General features: G+C 69.5%; 17 protein-coding genes. 14 read left to right on the top strand and 3 right to left on the bottom strand.

Going from position 1 to position 16,336, the window contains the following annotated elements; genetic code table 11:
* Position 1: 1 nt before the first annotated feature.
* From ACQ143_RS07080 to ACQ143_RS07050, 7 genes are all read left to right on the top strand, one after another.
* Positions 2-1,414 (top strand): hypothetical protein, encoded by a 1,413-nt coding sequence (locus tag ACQ143_RS07080; RefSeq protein ID WP_449570000.1) that lies wholly within the window; start codon positions 2-4, stop codon positions 1,412-1,414.
* Positions 1,411-2,136, top strand: coding sequence for a DNA-3-methyladenine glycosylase (locus tag ACQ143_RS07075; protein WP_449569999.1), 726 nt, complete (start codon positions 1,411-1,413; stop codon positions 2,134-2,136). The genes ACQ143_RS07080 and ACQ143_RS07075 overlap by 4 nt, the downstream gene beginning before the upstream one ends.
* A 139-nt stretch (positions 2,137-2,275) precedes the next feature.
* Positions 2,276-2,512, top strand: coding sequence for a 50S ribosomal protein L28 (gene rpmB, locus ACQ143_RS07070; RefSeq protein ID WP_449569998.1), 237 nt, complete (start codon positions 2,276-2,278; stop codon positions 2,510-2,512).
* On the top strand, positions 2,512-2,682 hold the full coding sequence (gene rpmG, locus ACQ143_RS07065; protein WP_029145259.1) for a 50S ribosomal protein L33: 171 nt from the start codon (positions 2,512-2,514) through the stop codon (positions 2,680-2,682). Before rpmB ends, rpmG begins: the two co-directional genes overlap by 1 nt.
* A gap of 4 nt (positions 2,683-2,686) precedes the next feature.
* The gene (gene rpsN / locus ACQ143_RS07060) at positions 2,687-2,992 is read left to right on the top strand and encodes a 30S ribosomal protein S14 (RefSeq protein WP_449569997.1); all 306 of its coding nucleotides are present in this window, start codon (positions 2,687-2,689) and stop codon (positions 2,990-2,992) included.
* A 305-nt stretch (positions 2,993-3,297) separates the two neighbouring features.
* Entirely contained in the window at positions 3,298-3,576 is a 279-nt protein-coding gene (locus tag ACQ143_RS07055) for an HU family DNA-binding protein (RefSeq protein WP_449569996.1), read from the top strand.
* Between the two features lie 141 nt (positions 3,577-3,717).
* Positions 3,718-5,694 (top strand): cytochrome c oxidase assembly protein, encoded by a 1,977-nt coding sequence (locus ACQ143_RS07050; RefSeq protein ID WP_449569995.1) that lies wholly within the window; start codon positions 3,718-3,720, stop codon positions 5,692-5,694.
* A 23-nt stretch (positions 5,695-5,717) separates the two neighbouring features.
* On the opposite strand, the gene ACQ143_RS07045 is transcribed toward ACQ143_RS07050, so the two are convergent.
* The gene (locus ACQ143_RS07045) at positions 5,718-6,770 is read right to left on the bottom strand and encodes a hypothetical protein (RefSeq protein ID WP_449569994.1); all 1,053 of its coding nucleotides are present in this window, start codon (positions 6,768-6,770) and stop codon (positions 5,718-5,720) included.
* Between the two features lie 43 nt (positions 6,771-6,813).
* On the opposite strand from ACQ143_RS07045, the gene ACQ143_RS07040 reads away from it, so the two are divergent.
* Positions 6,814-8,190 carry an ATP-dependent DNA helicase gene (locus ACQ143_RS07040; RefSeq protein WP_449569993.1) on the top strand — a complete coding sequence of 459 codons (1,377 nt, stop codon included), beginning with the start codon at positions 6,814-6,816 and terminating at the stop codon, positions 8,188-8,190.
* Positions 8,191-8,214: 24 nt separating this feature from the next.
* Here the strand turns inward: ACQ143_RS07040 and ACQ143_RS07035 are convergent, their stop codons facing one another.
* Positions 8,215-8,877, bottom strand: a complete 663-nt coding sequence (locus tag ACQ143_RS07035; RefSeq protein ID WP_449569992.1) for a biliverdin-producing heme oxygenase — start codon at positions 8,875-8,877, stop codon at positions 8,215-8,217.
* 96 nt (positions 8,878-8,973) lie between these two features.
* The gene (locus tag ACQ143_RS07030; RefSeq protein WP_449569991.1) at positions 8,974-9,282 is read right to left on the bottom strand and encodes a DUF2470 domain-containing protein; all 309 of its coding nucleotides are present in this window, start codon (positions 9,280-9,282) and stop codon (positions 8,974-8,976) included.
* Positions 9,283-9,367: 85 nt separating this feature from the next.
* On the opposite strand from ACQ143_RS07030, the gene ACQ143_RS07025 reads away from it, so the two are divergent.
* The 6 genes from ACQ143_RS07025 (at position 9,368) to ACQ143_RS07000 (ending at position 16,319) form a co-directional block, all read left to right on the top strand.
* Positions 9,368-10,609 carry a serine hydrolase domain-containing protein gene (locus tag ACQ143_RS07025; protein WP_449569990.1) on the top strand — a complete coding sequence of 414 codons (1,242 nt, stop codon included), beginning with the start codon at positions 9,368-9,370 and terminating at the stop codon, positions 10,607-10,609.
* A 42-nt stretch (positions 10,610-10,651) separates the two neighbouring features.
* Positions 10,652-11,488: a carbohydrate kinase family protein gene (locus ACQ143_RS07020; protein WP_449569989.1), complete on the top strand. Its 837-nt coding sequence runs from the start codon at positions 10,652-10,654 to the stop codon at positions 11,486-11,488.
* 66 nt (positions 11,489-11,554) lie between these two features.
* The gene (locus ACQ143_RS07015; protein WP_449569988.1) at positions 11,555-13,048 is read left to right on the top strand and encodes a glycoside hydrolase family 32 protein; all 1,494 of its coding nucleotides are present in this window, start codon (positions 11,555-11,557) and stop codon (positions 13,046-13,048) included.
* A gap of 171 nt (positions 13,049-13,219) precedes the next feature.
* Entirely contained in the window at positions 13,220-14,500 is a 1,281-nt protein-coding gene (locus ACQ143_RS07010) for an ABC transporter substrate-binding protein (protein WP_449569987.1), read from the top strand.
* 131 nt (positions 14,501-14,631) lie between these two features.
* Positions 14,632-15,486 (top strand): carbohydrate ABC transporter permease, encoded by an 855-nt coding sequence (locus tag ACQ143_RS07005; RefSeq protein ID WP_449570145.1) that lies wholly within the window; start codon positions 14,632-14,634, stop codon positions 15,484-15,486.
* Complete coding sequence (locus tag ACQ143_RS07000) at positions 15,483-16,319, top strand: carbohydrate ABC transporter permease (RefSeq protein ID WP_449569986.1); 837 nt, start codon at positions 15,483-15,485, stop codon at positions 16,317-16,319. Before ACQ143_RS07005 ends, ACQ143_RS07000 begins: the two co-directional genes overlap by 4 nt.
* Positions 16,320-16,336: the final 17 nt, after the last annotated feature.

The following is a 16,336-nucleotide window of genomic DNA, read 5'->3' as shown; positions in this document are numbered from 1 at the left end:
CGTGACGACGACCCCCGAGACCCGCCGCGCCCGTGCCCAGCGGCGCCGCGGGCGGGCATTCGCCTCGACCTTCGCCGTCGTCGTGGCCGTCATCGCCGCGGTGGCCCTCAGTGGCGCCGCGCTCTCGCTCGTGCAGGGGCCGCGCCTGACGGGCGTGCAGGTCGACCCGGACGCCGCCGTCGCGGCATCCGGTTCGCGGGTCATCTTCACCACCACCCAGGCGCTCGCCGAGGTCGGCGTCGAGCAGGTGAGCGTGACGCCGGCCACGGAGTTCACCGTCGACACCTCCGGGCGCAGCGTCGGCGTGCGCTTCGCCCTGCCGCTGTGGGACGACACCGAGTACACGATCCGCATCGCCGAGGTCACTCCGGTCGGCGGGGGAGCGGCATCCACCTTGGAGAAGACGTTCACCACGCCGGCGCTCGAATTCCAGCTGCTGCAGCGCGGGGAGGACGAGGACACGATCTTCCGCACCGACCTCAGCGGCGAGGCCCGCGCCGTGTTCCGCCACCCCCATATCGAGGACTTCCGTGCCACGCGCACTCATCTGGTGATCTCCACCCTCGACGAGGCCGGGCGCTCGCACCTCATCGTCACCGATCCCGACGGCGGGGACGAGCGCGAGCTGACGCTGCCGGGCGAGGGCGTGGTCAGCAACCTGCAGAGCGCCGACCGCGGCGACCTCGTCGGCTACACCTTCACGGATGCCGACATCGGCGCCGACGGCGGCCGCGAGAGCGCGCTGTACACGGCGTCGCTGCAGGCGGCCGAGCTCGAGGCCCCACCCACCGCGGTGACCCTCGACGGCGCCGACCCGCGCGTCATCGACTGGCGGTTCGTGCCCGGCACCGACAGCATCCTCATGCTCACGTTCGACGGGGCGCTGACCCTCGTCTCCGGCACCGAAGCGGTGGCGCTGGGCGCCGCGATCGGCATCGACGGCATCGCCCGCGGCTCCTCGCAGGCGATCGTCGAGCGCATCGACGGACCGGTCGTGATCGACCTCGCCACCGCCGAGGAGCATCCGCTGGCGGCCACCGCCCCCGCCGACGGGCAGCCCGGCGCCATCACGCCGCTGCCCGGCACGAGCGGGGCGACCCTGCGCGTGCTCGCCCAGGTCGACGGGTTCGACCTGCAGGCCACCGATGTCGCGGTGGTCACCGCCGACGGCGCCGCGACCGTGGTCGCCTCGGTCGCCCCCGACGACACCCTGCTGCACACCTGCGTCTCGCCCAGCGGCCGCTACGCCGCACTGCTGGTGGCGCCCGACGCGGTGGACAACCCCTACGACGGCTACCAGCTGCCCCTGCCCCGGCGCCTCGAGACCCGCATCGTCGCGCTCGAGGACGCGGCCCCGGTCGTGGACCTCGCCGGCCTGGGCATCTCGTGGTGCCAGAACGGACCGCCCGTATGAACGACCGCGTCCCCGCCGGCCTCGTGCCCGCCACCCGCGCCGACCTGACCGCGCTGCCGCTCGAGGTCGCCCCGCGCCTGCTCGGCGGCGTGCTGCGCGTCGTCGCCGACGACGCCGCCGTCGCGGTGCGCATCACCGAGGTGGAGGCCTACCACGGTCAGGGCACCGGCCCGATCCCCGACCCCGGCTCGCACGCCCGGATGGGACGCACCGCCCGCAACGCGACCATGTGGGGCGAGCCCGGCCACCTCTACGTGTACCTGAGCCACGGCATCCACTCGTGCGTCAACGTGGTCTGCGGGCCGGCGGGCGAGGCCGGCGGTGTGCTCCTGCGCGCCGGGGAGGTCATCGAGGGGCAGGATGCCGCGTTCGCGCGCCGCCGGGCCGCGCGCACACCCCGGGAACTGGCCCGCGGGCCGGGCCGGCTCGGCGACGCCATCGGCCTCCGGCATCCCCGGCACGACGGCATCGACGCGGTCACCGGACAGCCCCGCGACGGAGCGACCGCACGGCTGTGGCTGCCGACCGAGCCGGTGGCCGACATCGCGACCGGGCCCCGCGTGGGGGTGGCCGGACGCGCCGGCACCGCCGCCTTCCCGTGGCGGTTCTGGATCGCGGGCGACCCGACCGTGTCGCCGTTCCGATGGGGCAGGGGTGCGGCCGAGGCCGCGGCGCAGGCCGAAGCCGATGTCAAGCGCGACACGCCGCCCGTGCTAGACTGACCCCTTGTCTGCGCGCACTCCAGCACGCAGTACGTATCCCACACCATGAACCCGGCGGTTGCGCCGTGCGCACGGGTGGGGTGCAGACAAGGGATCTTGGGTGGCGTCGTCCGGCGTCACGGTACTAAGGAGAATCACTATGGCAGCAGTGTGCCAGGTGACCGGAGCGGTTCCCGGCTTCGGTCACAACATCTCGCACTCGCACCGCCGGACGAAGCGCCGCTTCGACCCGAACGTGCAGAAGAAGACCTACTTCGTTCCGTCGCTCGGCCGTAAGGTCACGCTGAACGTGTCGGCCAAGGGCATGAAGGTCATCGACGCCCGCGGCATCGAGTCGGTCGTGAAGGACCTGATCGCGAAGGGTGTGAAGCTCTGATGGCGAAGAAGGCTCAGGACGTTCGTCCGATCATCAAGCTGCGTTCGACCGCCGGCACGGGGTACACCTACGTGACGCGCAAGAACCGCCGCAACAACCCCGACCGCATCGTGCTCAAGAAGTACGACCCGGTGGTCCGCAAGCACGTCGAATTCCGAGAGGAGCGCTGATCTCATGGCGAAGAAGAGCAAGATCGCGCGCAACAAGCAGCGCGAGGCCGTTGTCGCCCGCTACGCCGAGAAGCGTGCCGAGCTGAAGAAGGCCCTCGTGGACCCGAACTCGACCGACGAGCAGCGTGAAGCCGCTCGCATCGGGCTGCAGAAGCTGCCGCGCAACGCGTCGCCGGTGCGTCTGCGCAACCGCGACGCCATCGACGGTCGCCCCCGCGGCCACCTGTCGAAGTTCGGCATCTCGCGCGTGCGCTTCCGCGACATGGCCCACCGTGGCGAGCTGCCCGGTGTGACCAAGTCCAGCTGGTAAGCACCCGCACGACACCCGAAAGGCCCGGACCTCCCACGAGGTCCGGGCCTTTCGCGCTCCCGGCGGATGGTGGGTGGCCCTCGCGGGGGTGGTGATCGCGGGGGTGGACGGTGTCACATCTGCCACATGCGTCACGGATGCGGGGCGACACGCCGGGAAAGATGGCGCCAGAACGGCGGAAATCCGCGGAATCACGCGGATCGTGGGTATATTCGGGACCGGTCCAACCGACCAACCTGGCGGCGTGAGTCGTCCGGTCCGTAGTAACTGAAGGCGGCATACGCTGCCGTCTGGAGGACAACCCCATGGCCATCACCAAGACCGAGCTCGTTGCCAGCATCGCCAGTGCGACGGGCCAGAGCCAGTCGACCGTCTCGGGCGTGCTCGACGCGCTCTTCTCGACCGTCTCCGAGAACGTCGCCAAGGGCGAGAAGGTCTCGATCCCCGGCTGGATCGCCTTCGAGCAGGTCGACACCGCGGCCCGCACCGGCCGCAACCCGCAGACCGGCGCCGAGATCAAGATCCCCGCGGGCAAGCGCGTCAAGGTGACCGCCGGCTCGAAGCTCAAGGCCGCCGTCAAGTAAGCCTGACGAATGAAGGGGGGATGCCACGCGGCATCCCCCCTTCATCGTTTCCGGCGCTGCGTGCCCGGCGCCGCCGGCATCCCGCCCGGGACCGCGCCGCCCCCGGCATCCACGGCCCTGCCGCCGACTTAGGCTGGAGGGGTGAACTCCCGCGTCTTTCGGATCGCCGGTCCCGCGATCCTGATCGCGGCTGCAGTGCTCGCCCTGATCTTCGGTCTCGCCTACGGGGGCGGCGCTGCGCCGCTCGTGCTCAGCGACCCCGGGCCGGTCGTGCGCTGGGGTCTGCCGCTGACCACCCTCGTGGTCAACCTCTCGGCGGCCGGCATGATCGGATCGCTCGTGCTCGCACTGTTCGCGCTGCGCGCCGGCGACCGTCCCTTCGACACGGCGCTGGACGTGTCCTCCACCTCGGCGGCCGTCTTCACGCTCGCCAGCGCCGGCACCGCGTACTTCACCTTCCTCAACATCTTCAACGCGACGCCCAGCGCCGACGCCCAGTTCGGCCAGCAGCTGGGCCGCTACCTGGTCGAGACGCCGTCGGGACTGGCCTGGTCGATCACGACCATCGCCGGTGCCGTGCTGACGGTGCTCACCTTCGCCGTGCGCAGCTGGACGTCGACCCTGATCGTCGCGGCGTTGGCCGCCGCCGCGCTGCTGCCCATGGCCACGCAGGGCCACTCCGGCGACGAGAGCGGCCACAACATCGCGGTGTCGGCGCTGCTGTTCCACATGGGCGGGGCCGCGGTGTGGGTCGGCGGCCTGCTGCTGCTGGTCGTCATCCGCCCGCAGCTGGACCGCGAGCGCTTCGCCGACGTGCTCGGCCGCTACTCGACCATCGCCCTGGCCGCCTTCGCCGTGGTCGCCCTGTCGGGTGTCGTGCGCGCGGTCGTCGGCGTCGTCGCGTGGGAGAACCTGCTGTCGCCGTACGGCGCGCTGCTGATCGCGAAGGTGCTCGCGCTGCTGGCGATCGGGGCGCTGGGCGCCTGGTACCGGCAGCGGATCATCGGCAGAATCCGGGAGGATGCCGCGGCGCGGCGCTTCTGGGGACTGGTCGGCCTCGAGCTCGCCTTCATGGGCATCGCCAGCGGCGTCGCGGTCGCCCTGGCGCGCACGCCCCCGCCGGTCGACACGACCCTGCCGCCCGAGCGGACGCCGGCGATGTTCCTCACCGGGCGCCCCCTGCCGCCGGAGCTCACCATCGACCGCTGGTTCACCGAGTGGAACCTCGACATCGTGTGGGCGTTCGTGGCCGGGTTCGGTGCGTTCTTCTACCTGGTCGGTGTGTGGCGGCTGCGCCGCCGCGGCGACAAGTGGCCCGTCTATCGCACCGTGCTGTGGCTGTGCGGCCTGGCCGTGCTGGTGTGGGTCACGTGCGGGGCCGTCAACGCCTACCAGGAGTACCTGTTCAGCGTGCACATGATCGGGCACATGCTGCTGGGCATGGCGATCCCGATGTTCCTCGTGTTCGGGGCGCCGGTCACGCTCGCGGCACGGGCGATCGCCCGGCGCGACGACGGCACGCGCGGCGGACGCGAGTGGATCCTGTGGGCGGTGCACACCCCGTACGCCCGCGTGATCACCCACCCGCTGGTCGCGGCGGCGATCTTCATCCTGTCGCTGTGGGCCTTCTACTACACCGACCTGTTCCGCTGGTCGATGTACGACCACATCGGACACCAGTGGATGGTCGCGCACTTCCTCATCTCGGGGTACCTGTTCGTGCAGTCGCTCGTGGGCATCGACCCGGTTCCGCTGCGCCTGCCCTACCCGTTCCGGCTGCTCACGCTCATCGCCGTCATGGCCATGCACGCGTTCTTCGGCCTGTCGATCATGATGAGCGAGGGCCTGTTCGTCGCCGAGTGGTTCGGGTCGATGGGGCGCACCTGGGGCCCGACGCCGCTGGAGGACCAGTACGTCGGCGGCGGCGTGGCGTGGTCGATCGGTGAGATCCCGACCCTGATCCTCGCGATCACGGTGGCGATCCAGTGGAGCCGTTCCGACGAGAAGGCCCAGCGCCGCGCCGACCGGCACGCCGACCGCACCGGCGACGAGGAGCTCGAGGCATACAACGCACGCCTGGCCGCGCTCGCCGAGCGGGACGCCCGCGCCGGCCGGTAGGAGCCGCCGGCTCCACGGAGCGGTCAGTCGGCCGGTGACACCTGGATCGAGGCGGTGCCGTCGGGCAGGATGTCGATCTCGCCGGTGATCTGGAAGGGCACGTCCTCGTCCCAGTGGCTGATCGCGCCGGTGCCGATGTCCTGGATGTCGACCTCGATGTGCGCGACCGCATCGGTGCGCTCGATCGCCCAGCCGGCCCCGTCGGGCACGACGGTGATCTCGGGCTGGCTGGTCATCGACCACTTCGGCAGGTCGACGATGCGGTTGCGCACGAAGAAGCCGAACGGGCAGCCCGTGGGCTGGAGCACCTCCTGCTGCGTGCACGAGGTGAGGAACTCCTCGACCTTCTCCTGCACGACCTCGACGAACTCCTCGGTCGGCTCGGTCTGCAGGTCGACCGGGATGTCGGCGGCGGGCGTGTCCGACAGCACCGCGACGCCCGGGCTCGTCGAGATCGGGGTCTGCACCGACAGGGAGTACAGGCCCGGGGAGAACACCAGCAGCGGCACCGGCTCGAGGGGGTCGACGTCGACGCCGTCGACGGCCACCTGGCGCTTGTCGATCTCGAAGCCGTTCACCTCGAACTGCATGGCGCCGCGCACCCGCAGGTCGATGACCGCGAGCGGGCTCTGGGCGAACCGCCACGACGGGGCGACGCCGATCCAGCCCTGCTGCTCGATGTGGAAGGTGGTGGTGCCGCGGTGTGGGCCGGCCGAGTACTCCACCGTCACCGCGGTGACCCCGTCGCGCTCCTCGGTGCCGACGACCTCGACGTCGGTGAGCGGAGCCAGCGCGGCACGGCGCAGCAGGGCGTCGTGGGCGTTCGTGGGCAGTCCGGCATCCGCCAGATCGCGGGAGTCGATCTTCACGCCGGGGACGGCCAGGGCGTCGGCCGCCGCACCGTCGCCGAGCAGGTCGAGGTAGCGCCCCACGAACGCGGCGGGACTGTACAGCTGCTGGTACACGACGGCGGCACCGGCGCCCAGCGCGGCCACCAGCAGCACGCCGACCAGGGCCAGCGCGGTGAGGTCGAAACCGAGGCTGCGACGCCGCGGCACGTTCTCCACCTCTTGCACAGACGCAGTCTAGAAAAGCCACCTGATAGATAGCATGGATCCGGTGAGCACGCCGACCCTGTCACCCGAGCAGGAGGAGCTGTTCCGCCTCATCGAGGACACCCGCGAGCACGTGTTCGTCACCGGCCGGGCCGGCACCGGCAAATCCACACTGCTGCAGCATCTCGCCTGGCACACCGAGAAGCAGATCGCGGTGTGCGCGCCCACCGGCGTCGCGGCCCTCAACGTCGACGGGCAGACCATCCACTCGCTGTTCCGGCTGCCGATCGGGCTCATCGCCGACAGCGAGATCGACCAGTCGGATGCCACGCGCAAGATTCTCAACGCCATCGACACGCTCATCATCGACGAGATCTCGATGGTCAACGCGGACCTGATGGATGCCATCGACCGGTCGTTGCGGCAGGCGCGGCGCCGCCGCTCGGAGCCGTTCGGCGGGGTGCAGATCGTGATGTTCGGGGATCCCTACCAGCTGGCGCCCGTTCCGCCGCGCGGCGACGAGCGCAAGTACCTGCAGGACCACTACCGGTCGTTCTGGTTCTTCGACGCGCACGTGTGGGCGGGCCCGCCCGACGGCGGCGCCATCGGCACCGGGGGTCTGCTCGACCTCGGCCGCGTGGGTGCGCCGCTGCACATCCGCGAGCTGCGGGACATCCACCGGCAGGCCGACCCCGAGTTCAAAGCGATGCTCAACGCCGTGCGGCACGGCATCGTCACCGCCGATATCGCCGAGCGGCTCAATGCGACCGGCGCGCGCACGCCCCCGCCCCCGGTCGACGGCGAGCCGCCGATCATCACCCTCGCCACGCGCAACGACATCGTCAACCGCATCAACCAGCGCCACCTCGACGCGCTGCCCGGTCCGGTGCAGACGGCGCGGGCCGAGATCTCCGGCGACTTCGGCCGCGGCGACGCGTCGTATCCGGCGGACGAGGAGCTGCAGCTCAAAGTCGGGGCGCAGGTCATGTTCCTACGCAACGACAGCGGGTACGGGGGCGACGGGCCCCGCTGGGTCAACGGGTCGATCGGCACCGTCATCCGCATCGCCGGGGAGACCGTGCGCGTCGAGCTCGACGGGGAGGAGCACGACGTCGAGCCGACGGTGTGGGAGAGGTTCCGCTACGCGTACGACCCGGCATCCCGCAAGCTCTCCCGTGACATCGTCGCGGAGTTCACGCAGTTCCCGCTGCGGCTGGCGTGGGCGGTGACGATCCACAAGTCGCAGGGCAAGACCTACGACCGCGCGATCATCGACCTGGGGTCGGGGGCCTTCGCGCCCGGCCAGACCTACGTCGCGCTCTCGCGACTGACCTCGCTCGACGGACTGTATCTGACGCGGCCGCTGCGGCCGGCAGACATCCTGGTCGACACCGATGTGCGCCGGTTCATGGCCGGGGTCCGAGCGGCCGCGCGCGGTTAGCGCCGGGGCGGTGCCGCGGGTGGTTCAGGCGACCTGCTCGGCCGCCCCCGCCTTCGCGGCGGCCAGGTCGTCGAACAGGTCGGTGTTGAACTGGTACGCCGCCAGCACTTCGTCGATGACGCGCTCCTGCTCCTCGGGACTCCAGGGGGCCGCGTCGAGCTGCTCGCGGTATACGTCCTTGAACGCTTTCGGGTCGGCGATCTCGTCGAAGATGTAGAACCCGATGCCGTTGGTCTCGAAGCCGAACCGCCGGGCCATCACCGTGCCGATGAACTGGCCGCCCGACAGGTCGCCGAGGTATCGGGTGTAGTGGTGCGCGACGAACCCGCCCGGCCACGTGGCACCGACCTCGTTGATGCGGTCGACGTAGCGGCGCGTGGTGGGCAGCGGCTCGATCTGGTCGCGCCAGTCGGCGCCGAGCAGGAAGGTGAGATCGGCTTCGAGCGCGGGCAGGCGGGTGAGCTTCTCGCTGATGAACACGGATGCCAGCGGGTCGGCCCGCATGCGCTCGGCCGCGGCCTCGAGCGCTTCGTAGATGAACCAGTGCTGCGCCACCAGCGCGATGTAGTCGTCGCGAGTGCCCTTGCCGCGCATGAGGTCGGACATGAAGCCCGCGCCCTCACTGTCGGAGTGGGCCCCGGCGGAGCGCTTGCGCAACGAGGTGGAGAACAGGATCGGGTCGGCCATGCCGTCAGCCTAGCTGAAAGTAAGGCTCACCTAAACTGAAGGTTCGGATGCCGGGCGGGACGGCTTCCGGATGCCGGTGCGTGTTCTGGATGCCGGTCAGTGCGGGCGGGGCGTGACGCCCAGCCGCGCGCACGCCTCGTCGTAGAGGGCGACGATCTCGCGCCGGACCTCTCGCCGTTCGGTGATCGGGCCGCCCGGCCACGGCACGGAGATGACGTCTTCGGCGCCGTCTGCGCACATCACATGCCACTGGCCGCGATCGCCGTCGAACGTCGTCATCTCGGCGCGAACGACGTCGGCCAGCGGGGAGAATGCGCGGGCGATCAGCAGGTTGTCGTCCATGTGGTCGGCGTTCATGTGGCCGAGCACGCCGGTCAGGGCGTCGGCGTCGAAAGTGTGAGCCATGACCTCACCCTACGGATCCCGAGGTTGGGCACCGGATGTGTTCTAATCTTCAGAGACGATTTTCGGGGGTGGACGGATGCCGCGCATGCACCGCGCTCGGCGCGCGATCGCCCTCGGGGCCGCGGCGCTGCTCGCGCTGACCCTGTCGGCCTGTTCGCCGGAGCCCGCTACGGTCGTCGACCGACTGCCGGCGCAGGCGGAAGGCCAACTTCCCGAAGAGGTGCGCGGCCAGCTGCAGGCCTCTGTGGAGCACGCGATGGCCGCGAGCGGTGCCACCGGTGCCCTCGTGGGTGTGTGGGTGCCGTGGGCGGGGTCCTGGGTCACCGGTGTCGGGTCGACGGCGCTCGAGGGCGCGGCGGTCGATGCGGACATGACGTTCCGGGCGGGGCCGATCACGCGCGCCATGACCTGCGATGTCCTCTATGCGGTGGCGGATGCCGGGCAGGTCGACCTCGATGACACCGTCTCCAGCCTGCTCATCGGCATGGACTCGCTCGAGAACGTGACACTGAGCCAGCTGTGCGACTCGACGAGCGGTCTGGGCGGGTACACGAACCAGATCCTGAACCGGATGCTGCTCAACCCCGAGCGCCCGTGGGTGCCGAAGGAGCTCATCGCGTACGGCATGGCGAGCGGGCTCAGCGGTGAGCCCGGCGGCCGGTATCGCGACTCCGACACCGGTTACCTGCTGCTCGGGGTGGCGCTGGAGCGTGCGACGGGCACGCCGATGGCGGAGCTGTACGACCAGTACGTGGCGGAGCCGCTCGAGCTGACGGCAACGGGCCTGAGCAGTGCGCCGGCGGGGAACAATCCGCTGCCCGCGTACTGGGCCGCGAACACCGAGGGCAAGGCCGACTGCTCGAACCTGCTCGACGTCACCGAACTGTCGACCAGTGCCGGCTATGCGGCGGCCGGGGTCACCACGAACCTCACCGAGCTCGGCCGTTATGTGCAGGCCCTGGCCACCGAGGTCCGTCCGTACGACGCCGAGGGGCGGTTCGCCGAGCCGCTGCAGATCAGCTCGAACCAGCCGTCGTGGTTCACGGCCAAGGGCGGCACCTACCAGGCCGGGTCGTTGATCGGCCAGTACGGCTCGTTCCCGGGCTACCTGACCGCCGCGTTCGCGGATCGGGAGACCGGCATGACCGTCGCCGTCGTGCTCAACAACTCGCGCGGGTCGAGCGTCATCGCCCGGAGCCTGGCGTGGCAGCTCGCGGCCATCGGGTCGAAGATCCCCGGCGCCGACGGCGCCGTGGCCGAGACCGGCCTGCCCTGGACCGCCGAGAGCCTCACCGCCGTCATCGACGACAACGCCATCTGCTCGTAGCGGCAGCGCCGGACCGCGTCGGCGATGCGGTTGACTGAGCGCATGAGCGTCGTCGTGTGCGGGCCGGCATCGTGGAATCACCTGATCACGCTCGACCGGTTGCCCGAGCCCGTGCCGCACATGCAGTTCGCGACCGGGTCGGTGCACACGCTGGGTGGGACATCGGCCGGAAAAGCCGTGCACCTCGCGGCGCTGGAGGTGCCGGCCGAACTGCACTTCCTCGCCGCTGACGACGACGAGGGGAACCGGGTCACCGCGGCGCTTGCGCGGGCAGGGGTGGCGGCGACGCGGCATCCATCACGAACGACGGAACAGCACGTCAATCTGATGACGGATGCCGGTGAGCGCATCTCCCTGTACGTGGCGACGCCCAGCGAGAGCGACGCCTCGACGCTCGACGCGGTGGCGGCAGCGCTGCGCGGGGCCGAGGTCGCGGTCGTGGACTTGAGCGCGATGGGCGTGGCTCTCATCGCCCGGGGGACGGGCCCGGCGCCGCTGTGGACCGACCTGCACGACTACGACGGGCGGTCGGCGTTCCACGAGCCGTTCCTGCGCGCGGCGGACGTCGTGTTCATGAACGACGACGCGACCGACGACCCGTGGGCGCTGCTCGCGTCGTGCCTGCGGCGCGGGCCGCGGCTGGCCGTGTGCACGCGGGGTGCGCGCGGGGCGATCGCGATGGATGCCGCGGGTGAGTGTTTCTCCGTCGACGCGGTGCCCGCGGACGTCATCGACACCAACGGTGCCGGCGACGCATTCTTCGCCGGGTTCCTGGCGGCGCATCTCGCCGGGCGCGGTGTCGCTTCGTGCCTCGAGGCGGGGGCGGCGCAGGCCGTGGTCGCGCTCGGTTCGGAGCATATGCACCCTGTGCTGGGGTGACGGGGTGGATGCCGACTCTCAGAAGCGCCACACGTCCATCCGTGCGACCCGTGGGCGGCGGTCTCCGTGCCTGACGATCCGGACCGACCTCGCTGGCATTTCATGCCGCCGACGGGATGGATGAACGAACCCCACGGTGTGCTTCACCATGGCGGACGTCACCACATGTTCTATCAGCGCAACGAGCGGGGACCGTTCTGGGGTGACATCTCTTGGGGCCACGCCGCCAGTGACAATCTGGTGGACTGGGTGGACCTTGGCTCGGCGCTCGTACCCGGTGATGTCGCCATCGCACCCGAAGGCATATGGTCGGGCAGCTCAACGGTTGATGCCGACGGCGAGCCCGTCATCTTCTTCACGGCCGGCGATAACCGTGACAGCCCGAATCAGCGAACGGCGGTCGCGCGAGCCGTGGACTCTCGTGACCCGGAACTCCGGGAATGGACGCCGTCGACCCACCCGGTGACCTTCATCCACGACGCACAGGATGCGCTGACCCGTGAAGGGCGACGCCTGCTCACGAACGAGTTCCGTGACCCCTATGTGTGGCGCGAGGATGATCGGTGGTTCCAGCTCGTCGGGGGTGGGATCGAGAGCGAGGGGGGAACCGCGCTCCTATACGAGGCGCCCGGTCCGAGCGGTCCGTGGCGCTACCGCGGGCCGTTGTACGTGGGCGACAGTAGGTCGTTGCCCGAGACAGGCGTGATGTGGGAGCTGCCGTCGCTCGTCCCCGTCGGACGGGGCGGGAGCCGGCGGCACGCGCTGCTCGTCACTCCGTGGTGGCCGTCACCGACAGAGCACTCGCTCCAGCACCAGTGGTACTGGCTTGGTAGGTGGGACCCTGACAGTGGTACATTCGTCGCCGACGACTCGACGCCCCGCGACCTCGACTTCGGCGGATACTTCACGGGGGCGACGCCCAGTTTTCATCCTGACGGGCGGACGCTCGTTTGGTCGATCAGCCAGGACCTGCGAAGCGAAGCCGATCACCACCGGGCAGGCTGGGCAGGGCACGCCGGTGTGCCCCTCGAGGTGGACCTGTCCTGTGACCGGCTCGTACCGTCTCCGGTGGCGGAACTCGCGGCCCTGCGGGGTGAGCCCCAGACCCTAGCGTTCGAGTCGGGGAGCGTGACCATCGACGTCGGCCCGATGTGGGATCTGGAGCTCGACGTGAAGATCGAGGCCGGAGCCGAGGTCGGTGTCGCCGTGCGTCTGGACGACCAGGGTGGGGCGGCCGCTCGGGTCAGCGTGGTCCGTTCGGCGGAGGGGGTGGCGTCCGTCATCGTCGAAGGCCCTGCGGAGCGAGGCGTGCGCCGACTCGACCTCGATCACGCGGAGGGTGCGTTGATGCGCCTCCGGATACTGGCTGATCATTCTGCCCTTGAGGTGTTCATCGATGGCGGCGGGATGTTCACGACGCGTGCGTGGTCTCGAGGGAGTGATGCCGTGCGGATCAAGGCGACCGAGGGCGCGCACGTGGCGCATTCGGTCGTTCATCCTCTTCGCGCAGCTCGCATGACGAGCGGCCGTCGCGGCCCGCGGCGCAGCGGCTCGGCATGAGGCCGCTCACACAGACACGAATCCTCATTTGACGCGCGTCACTTGTGGGCTTTACTCTTGCCAAGACGTTTTGCCAAAACGTCTTGGCGTCGAGTCTGCAACTCACAACACAAGCGAAATGGAGTCGAAGTGAAGAAGCTTCGCACACAGGCGGATGGGCGCGCTCGGCGCGTGGGAGCCGCACTCGCCGCGGTCAGTGTGTCCGCGGTCGTCCTGAGCGGTTGCGGCGCCGGCGGGACCGCAGAGCCGACGGCGGCAGCCGACGAGCTCACGATCGTGGTCGAGGGTGGCGGCAAGGCTGAGCTGCAGCCCATCGCCGACCTTTACAAGACCGAGACCGGTACAACGGTGACGCTGGTCGAACTGCCGTACGCAGGCCTCTACGACCGGATCTCGGCCGACCTCCAGGCGGGGAGCCCCTCCTTCGACATCGCGGCGCTGGACGCGATCTGGCTTTCCTCGTTCGCTCCCGCTCTCGCCCCGCTTGACGACCTCTACACGGACGAGGTCAAGAACGACCTGTTCGACGGTCTCGTCAGTGAGGCGCAGATCGGCGACGCCTTCGTCGGCATGCCCGTGTGGACGAACTCCGAGGTGCTGTTCTACCGCACCGACCTGTTCGAAGACGAAGCGAACAAGTCGGACTTCGAGGAGAAGTACGGCTATGCACTCGCGGCCCCGACCACCTGGGAGCAGTACCGCGACGTGGCCGAGTTCTTCACGCGCGACACTGACGGCGACGGAAAGATCGACCTCTACGGCACGGATGTGAAGGGTGCCGTAGAGACGGAGTGGCTGGCGACCGTCTCGCAGGCGGGCGAGGAGCACATGGTCCTCGACGCGGACACCGGCGAGGTCACGATCGACAACGCTGCGCACAAGGAGGCGCTCGACTTCTACGTCAGCCTGCTGCCGTACGCGCCGTCCGGTGCCGCGCAGCTCGACTGGGCCGGGGCTCAGAACCTCTTCTACCAGGGCAACCTCGCCATGATGCGCTTCTGGGGTCACGCGTACCGCCAGACCCCAGACGACTCGCCGGTGAAGGACTCGATCGGCGTCGCGCCCATGATCGGGGGCCCGGCCGGCGTCGCAGGTGTCCCGGGCGCTTGGTACCTCTCGGTGCCGGCGACGAGCCAGAAGCAGGATGCGGCGAAGGACTTCATCGCGTTCGCCTACGAGCACAACGAGCTGTCGGCCGACACCTCGCTCGGTCTCGTCGCACGCGCCAGCGCGTTCGAGAGCAAGGCGGGCGAAGAGGGATTCGAGAACTACGCGGCACTCGTCGACACGCTCAACGCGGCGCAGTCGCTTCCGCGACCGAAGACCGAGAAGTGGCAGGAGATCGTCGACTCGGTGCTGATCCCCACGCTTCAGAAGGCCGTGGAGCCGGGCGCCGACACCGCTGAGCTGCTGTCTGACGCCAAGGCGCAGATCGAATCGATCGTCAAGTAGGAGTTCGCTTCGTGCTTTCCACATCTCCCCAGTCCGTCGTCGGGGTGGCTCCGGCCACCCCGACGACGGCCGGAAAGAGCCGACGACTCGGTCGCCGCGAGCGCGGCGACCGCCGGTTCGCGCTGCTGCTCATGCTTCCGGCAGCTCTCTTCCTCGCGGCCTTCGTCCTCTGGCCGCTGCTGCGGTTCGTCTACGACAGCTTCTTCGAGATCTCCCCGTTCGCCGGAGCGGGCCGAACCTTCATCGGTCTCGACAACTACATCGCCGCATTCGCATCTGAGGCGTTCACCTCCGCATCGGTGCGCACCCTCGTCTACACCTTCTTCGTCGTCGCGATGGAGTTCACCCTCGGGCTTGCCGTCGCCCTCCTGTTCACGGCTCTGGGGAGCCGCTCGACCGTCTTCCGCACGTTCTTCATGTACCCGCTGATGATCGCCCCCGTCGTGGCCGGACTGCTGTGGCGTTTCCTGCTCATCGACAACTTCGGGATCATCAACGAGCTGCTCTTCCAGGTCGGCATCCTCTCCAGCCCTGATCAGGTGCAGTGGCTGAGCAACCCGAACCTGGCGCTCTTCTCCGTCGCCATCCCCGATATCTGGCTGACGACCTCGTTCATCACTCTCGTGCTCTTCGCCGGGCTTCAGAACATCCCGGGCGACATCATCGAGGCTGCTCGGCTCGATGGTGCGCGCTATCCCCGCATCCTCTTCAACATCATCGTCCCGCTGCTCCGCCCCGTGATCGCCGTCGCGCTGATCGTGCGCGGCATCGACGCGGCCCGCGCGTTCGACGTGATCCTCATTCAGACCGACGGCGGACCGCAGGGCAGCACAACGACCCTGAGCCTCCTCATCTACCGGACCATGACGCGATTCGGCGATCCAGGGCTGGCCAGTGCCATGGGCACCCTCTACCTGTTGGCGATGCTCGCTGTGTCCATCGCGGCGATCCTTCTGATCTGGCGACCGGGAGCTGGTGCGCGATGAATCCTCTCGAAACACGGGGGCGCAGCCGCATCCTCCTGTGGGCGCTGCTCGCGGCGACGCTGGTCCTGTACGGGTTCCCGTTCGTCTATCTGCTGCTGACGTCATTCAAGACTCCCTTGGAGGCGATCTCGGTTCCGCCGAGCGTCGTCCCCACCGTGTGGACGCTCGAGAACTATGTGTCGGCGCTCACCCGCCAGGGCGTCGATGCCGCGCTCATCAACAGCGTCGTCACGGCTCTGATCTCGACCGGTCTGAGCCTGGTCCTGGCGGTGCCCGCGGCATACGCGATCACGCGATTCCGCACACCCTCCGGCCGCGTCTTCATCCTTGCGGCGCTCGTCACGCGAATGGTCCCGACGATCGCGGTCGGCGCGCCGCTGGTCGAGATCATGCGAAGCATGGGGCTCACCGACACGTCCTTCGGGCTCGCGCTTGCGCACACCACGATCTCGCTGCCGCTGTCGATCTGGCTCATGGCGAGCTTCTTCGAGGCCGTACCGGACGAGCTCAGCGAAGCGGCCCAGATGGACGGATGCAACCGGCTTCAAGCGATGATCCGCGTGGTACTCCCTGTGGTGTCGGGGGGACTGGCAGTCACCGCGATCTTCGCCTTCCTCGCCTCGTGGAACGAATTCCTCTTCTCGCTGCTGCTCACATCGGTGCGTGCGCAGACGACACCCGTCGTCATCGCGAACTTCCAGAGCCAGTTCGGGCTCGACTGGGGTGGCATGACCGCGCTGGCCGCGGTCTACTCGGTCCCGGTCATCATCCTGACCCTCTTCCTCCAGCGCCACATCGTCGCCGGGCTCACGCTCGGTGCGGTGAAGGGCTGACCCGATCGGAGCCCATG

This window comes from Microbacterium pollutisoli, from assembly GCF_053586795.1.
The sequence above is the reverse complement of the archived record's forward strand: the minus strand, read 5'-3'. Positions and strand labels throughout refer to the sequence as shown.

What these genes read in the sequence shown, in the direction of transcription:
- ACQ143_RS07035 (WP_449569992.1), bottom strand. Translation starts at nt 8,877, where the DNA reads ATGGCCGACCCGATCCTGTTCTCCACCTCGTTGCGCAAGCGCTCCGCC.
- ACQ143_RS07020 (WP_449569989.1), top strand. Translation starts at nt 10,652, where the DNA reads ATGAGCGTCGTCGTGTGCGGGCCGGCATCGTGGAATCACCTGATCACG.
- ACQ143_RS07055 (WP_449569996.1), top strand. Translation starts at nt 3,298, where the DNA reads ATGGCCATCACCAAGACCGAGCTCGTTGCCAGCATCGCCAGTGCGACG.
- ACQ143_RS07025 (WP_449569990.1), top strand. Translation starts at nt 9,368, where the DNA reads ATGCACCGCGCTCGGCGCGCGATCGCCCTCGGGGCCGCGGCGCTGCTC.
- ACQ143_RS07075 (WP_449569999.1), top strand. Translation starts at nt 1,411, where the DNA reads ATGAACGACCGCGTCCCCGCCGGCCTCGTGCCCGCCACCCGCGCCGAC.
- rpsN (WP_449569997.1), top strand. Translation starts at nt 2,687, where the DNA reads ATGGCGAAGAAGAGCAAGATCGCGCGCAACAAGCAGCGCGAGGCCGTT.
- ACQ143_RS07005 (WP_449570145.1), top strand. Translation starts at nt 14,632, where the DNA reads ATGCTTCCGGCAGCTCTCTTCCTCGCGGCCTTCGTCCTCTGGCCGCTG.
- ACQ143_RS07000 (WP_449569986.1), top strand. Translation starts at nt 15,483, where the DNA reads ATGAATCCTCTCGAAACACGGGGGCGCAGCCGCATCCTCCTGTGGGCG.
- rpmG (WP_029145259.1), top strand. Translation starts at nt 2,512, where the DNA reads ATGGCGAAGAAGGCTCAGGACGTTCGTCCGATCATCAAGCTGCGTTCG.
- ACQ143_RS07030 (WP_449569991.1), bottom strand. Translation starts at nt 9,282, where the DNA reads ATGGCTCACACTTTCGACGCCGACGCCCTGACCGGCGTGCTCGGCCAC.
- rpmB (WP_449569998.1), top strand. Translation starts at nt 2,276, where the DNA reads ATGGCAGCAGTGTGCCAGGTGACCGGAGCGGTTCCCGGCTTCGGTCAC.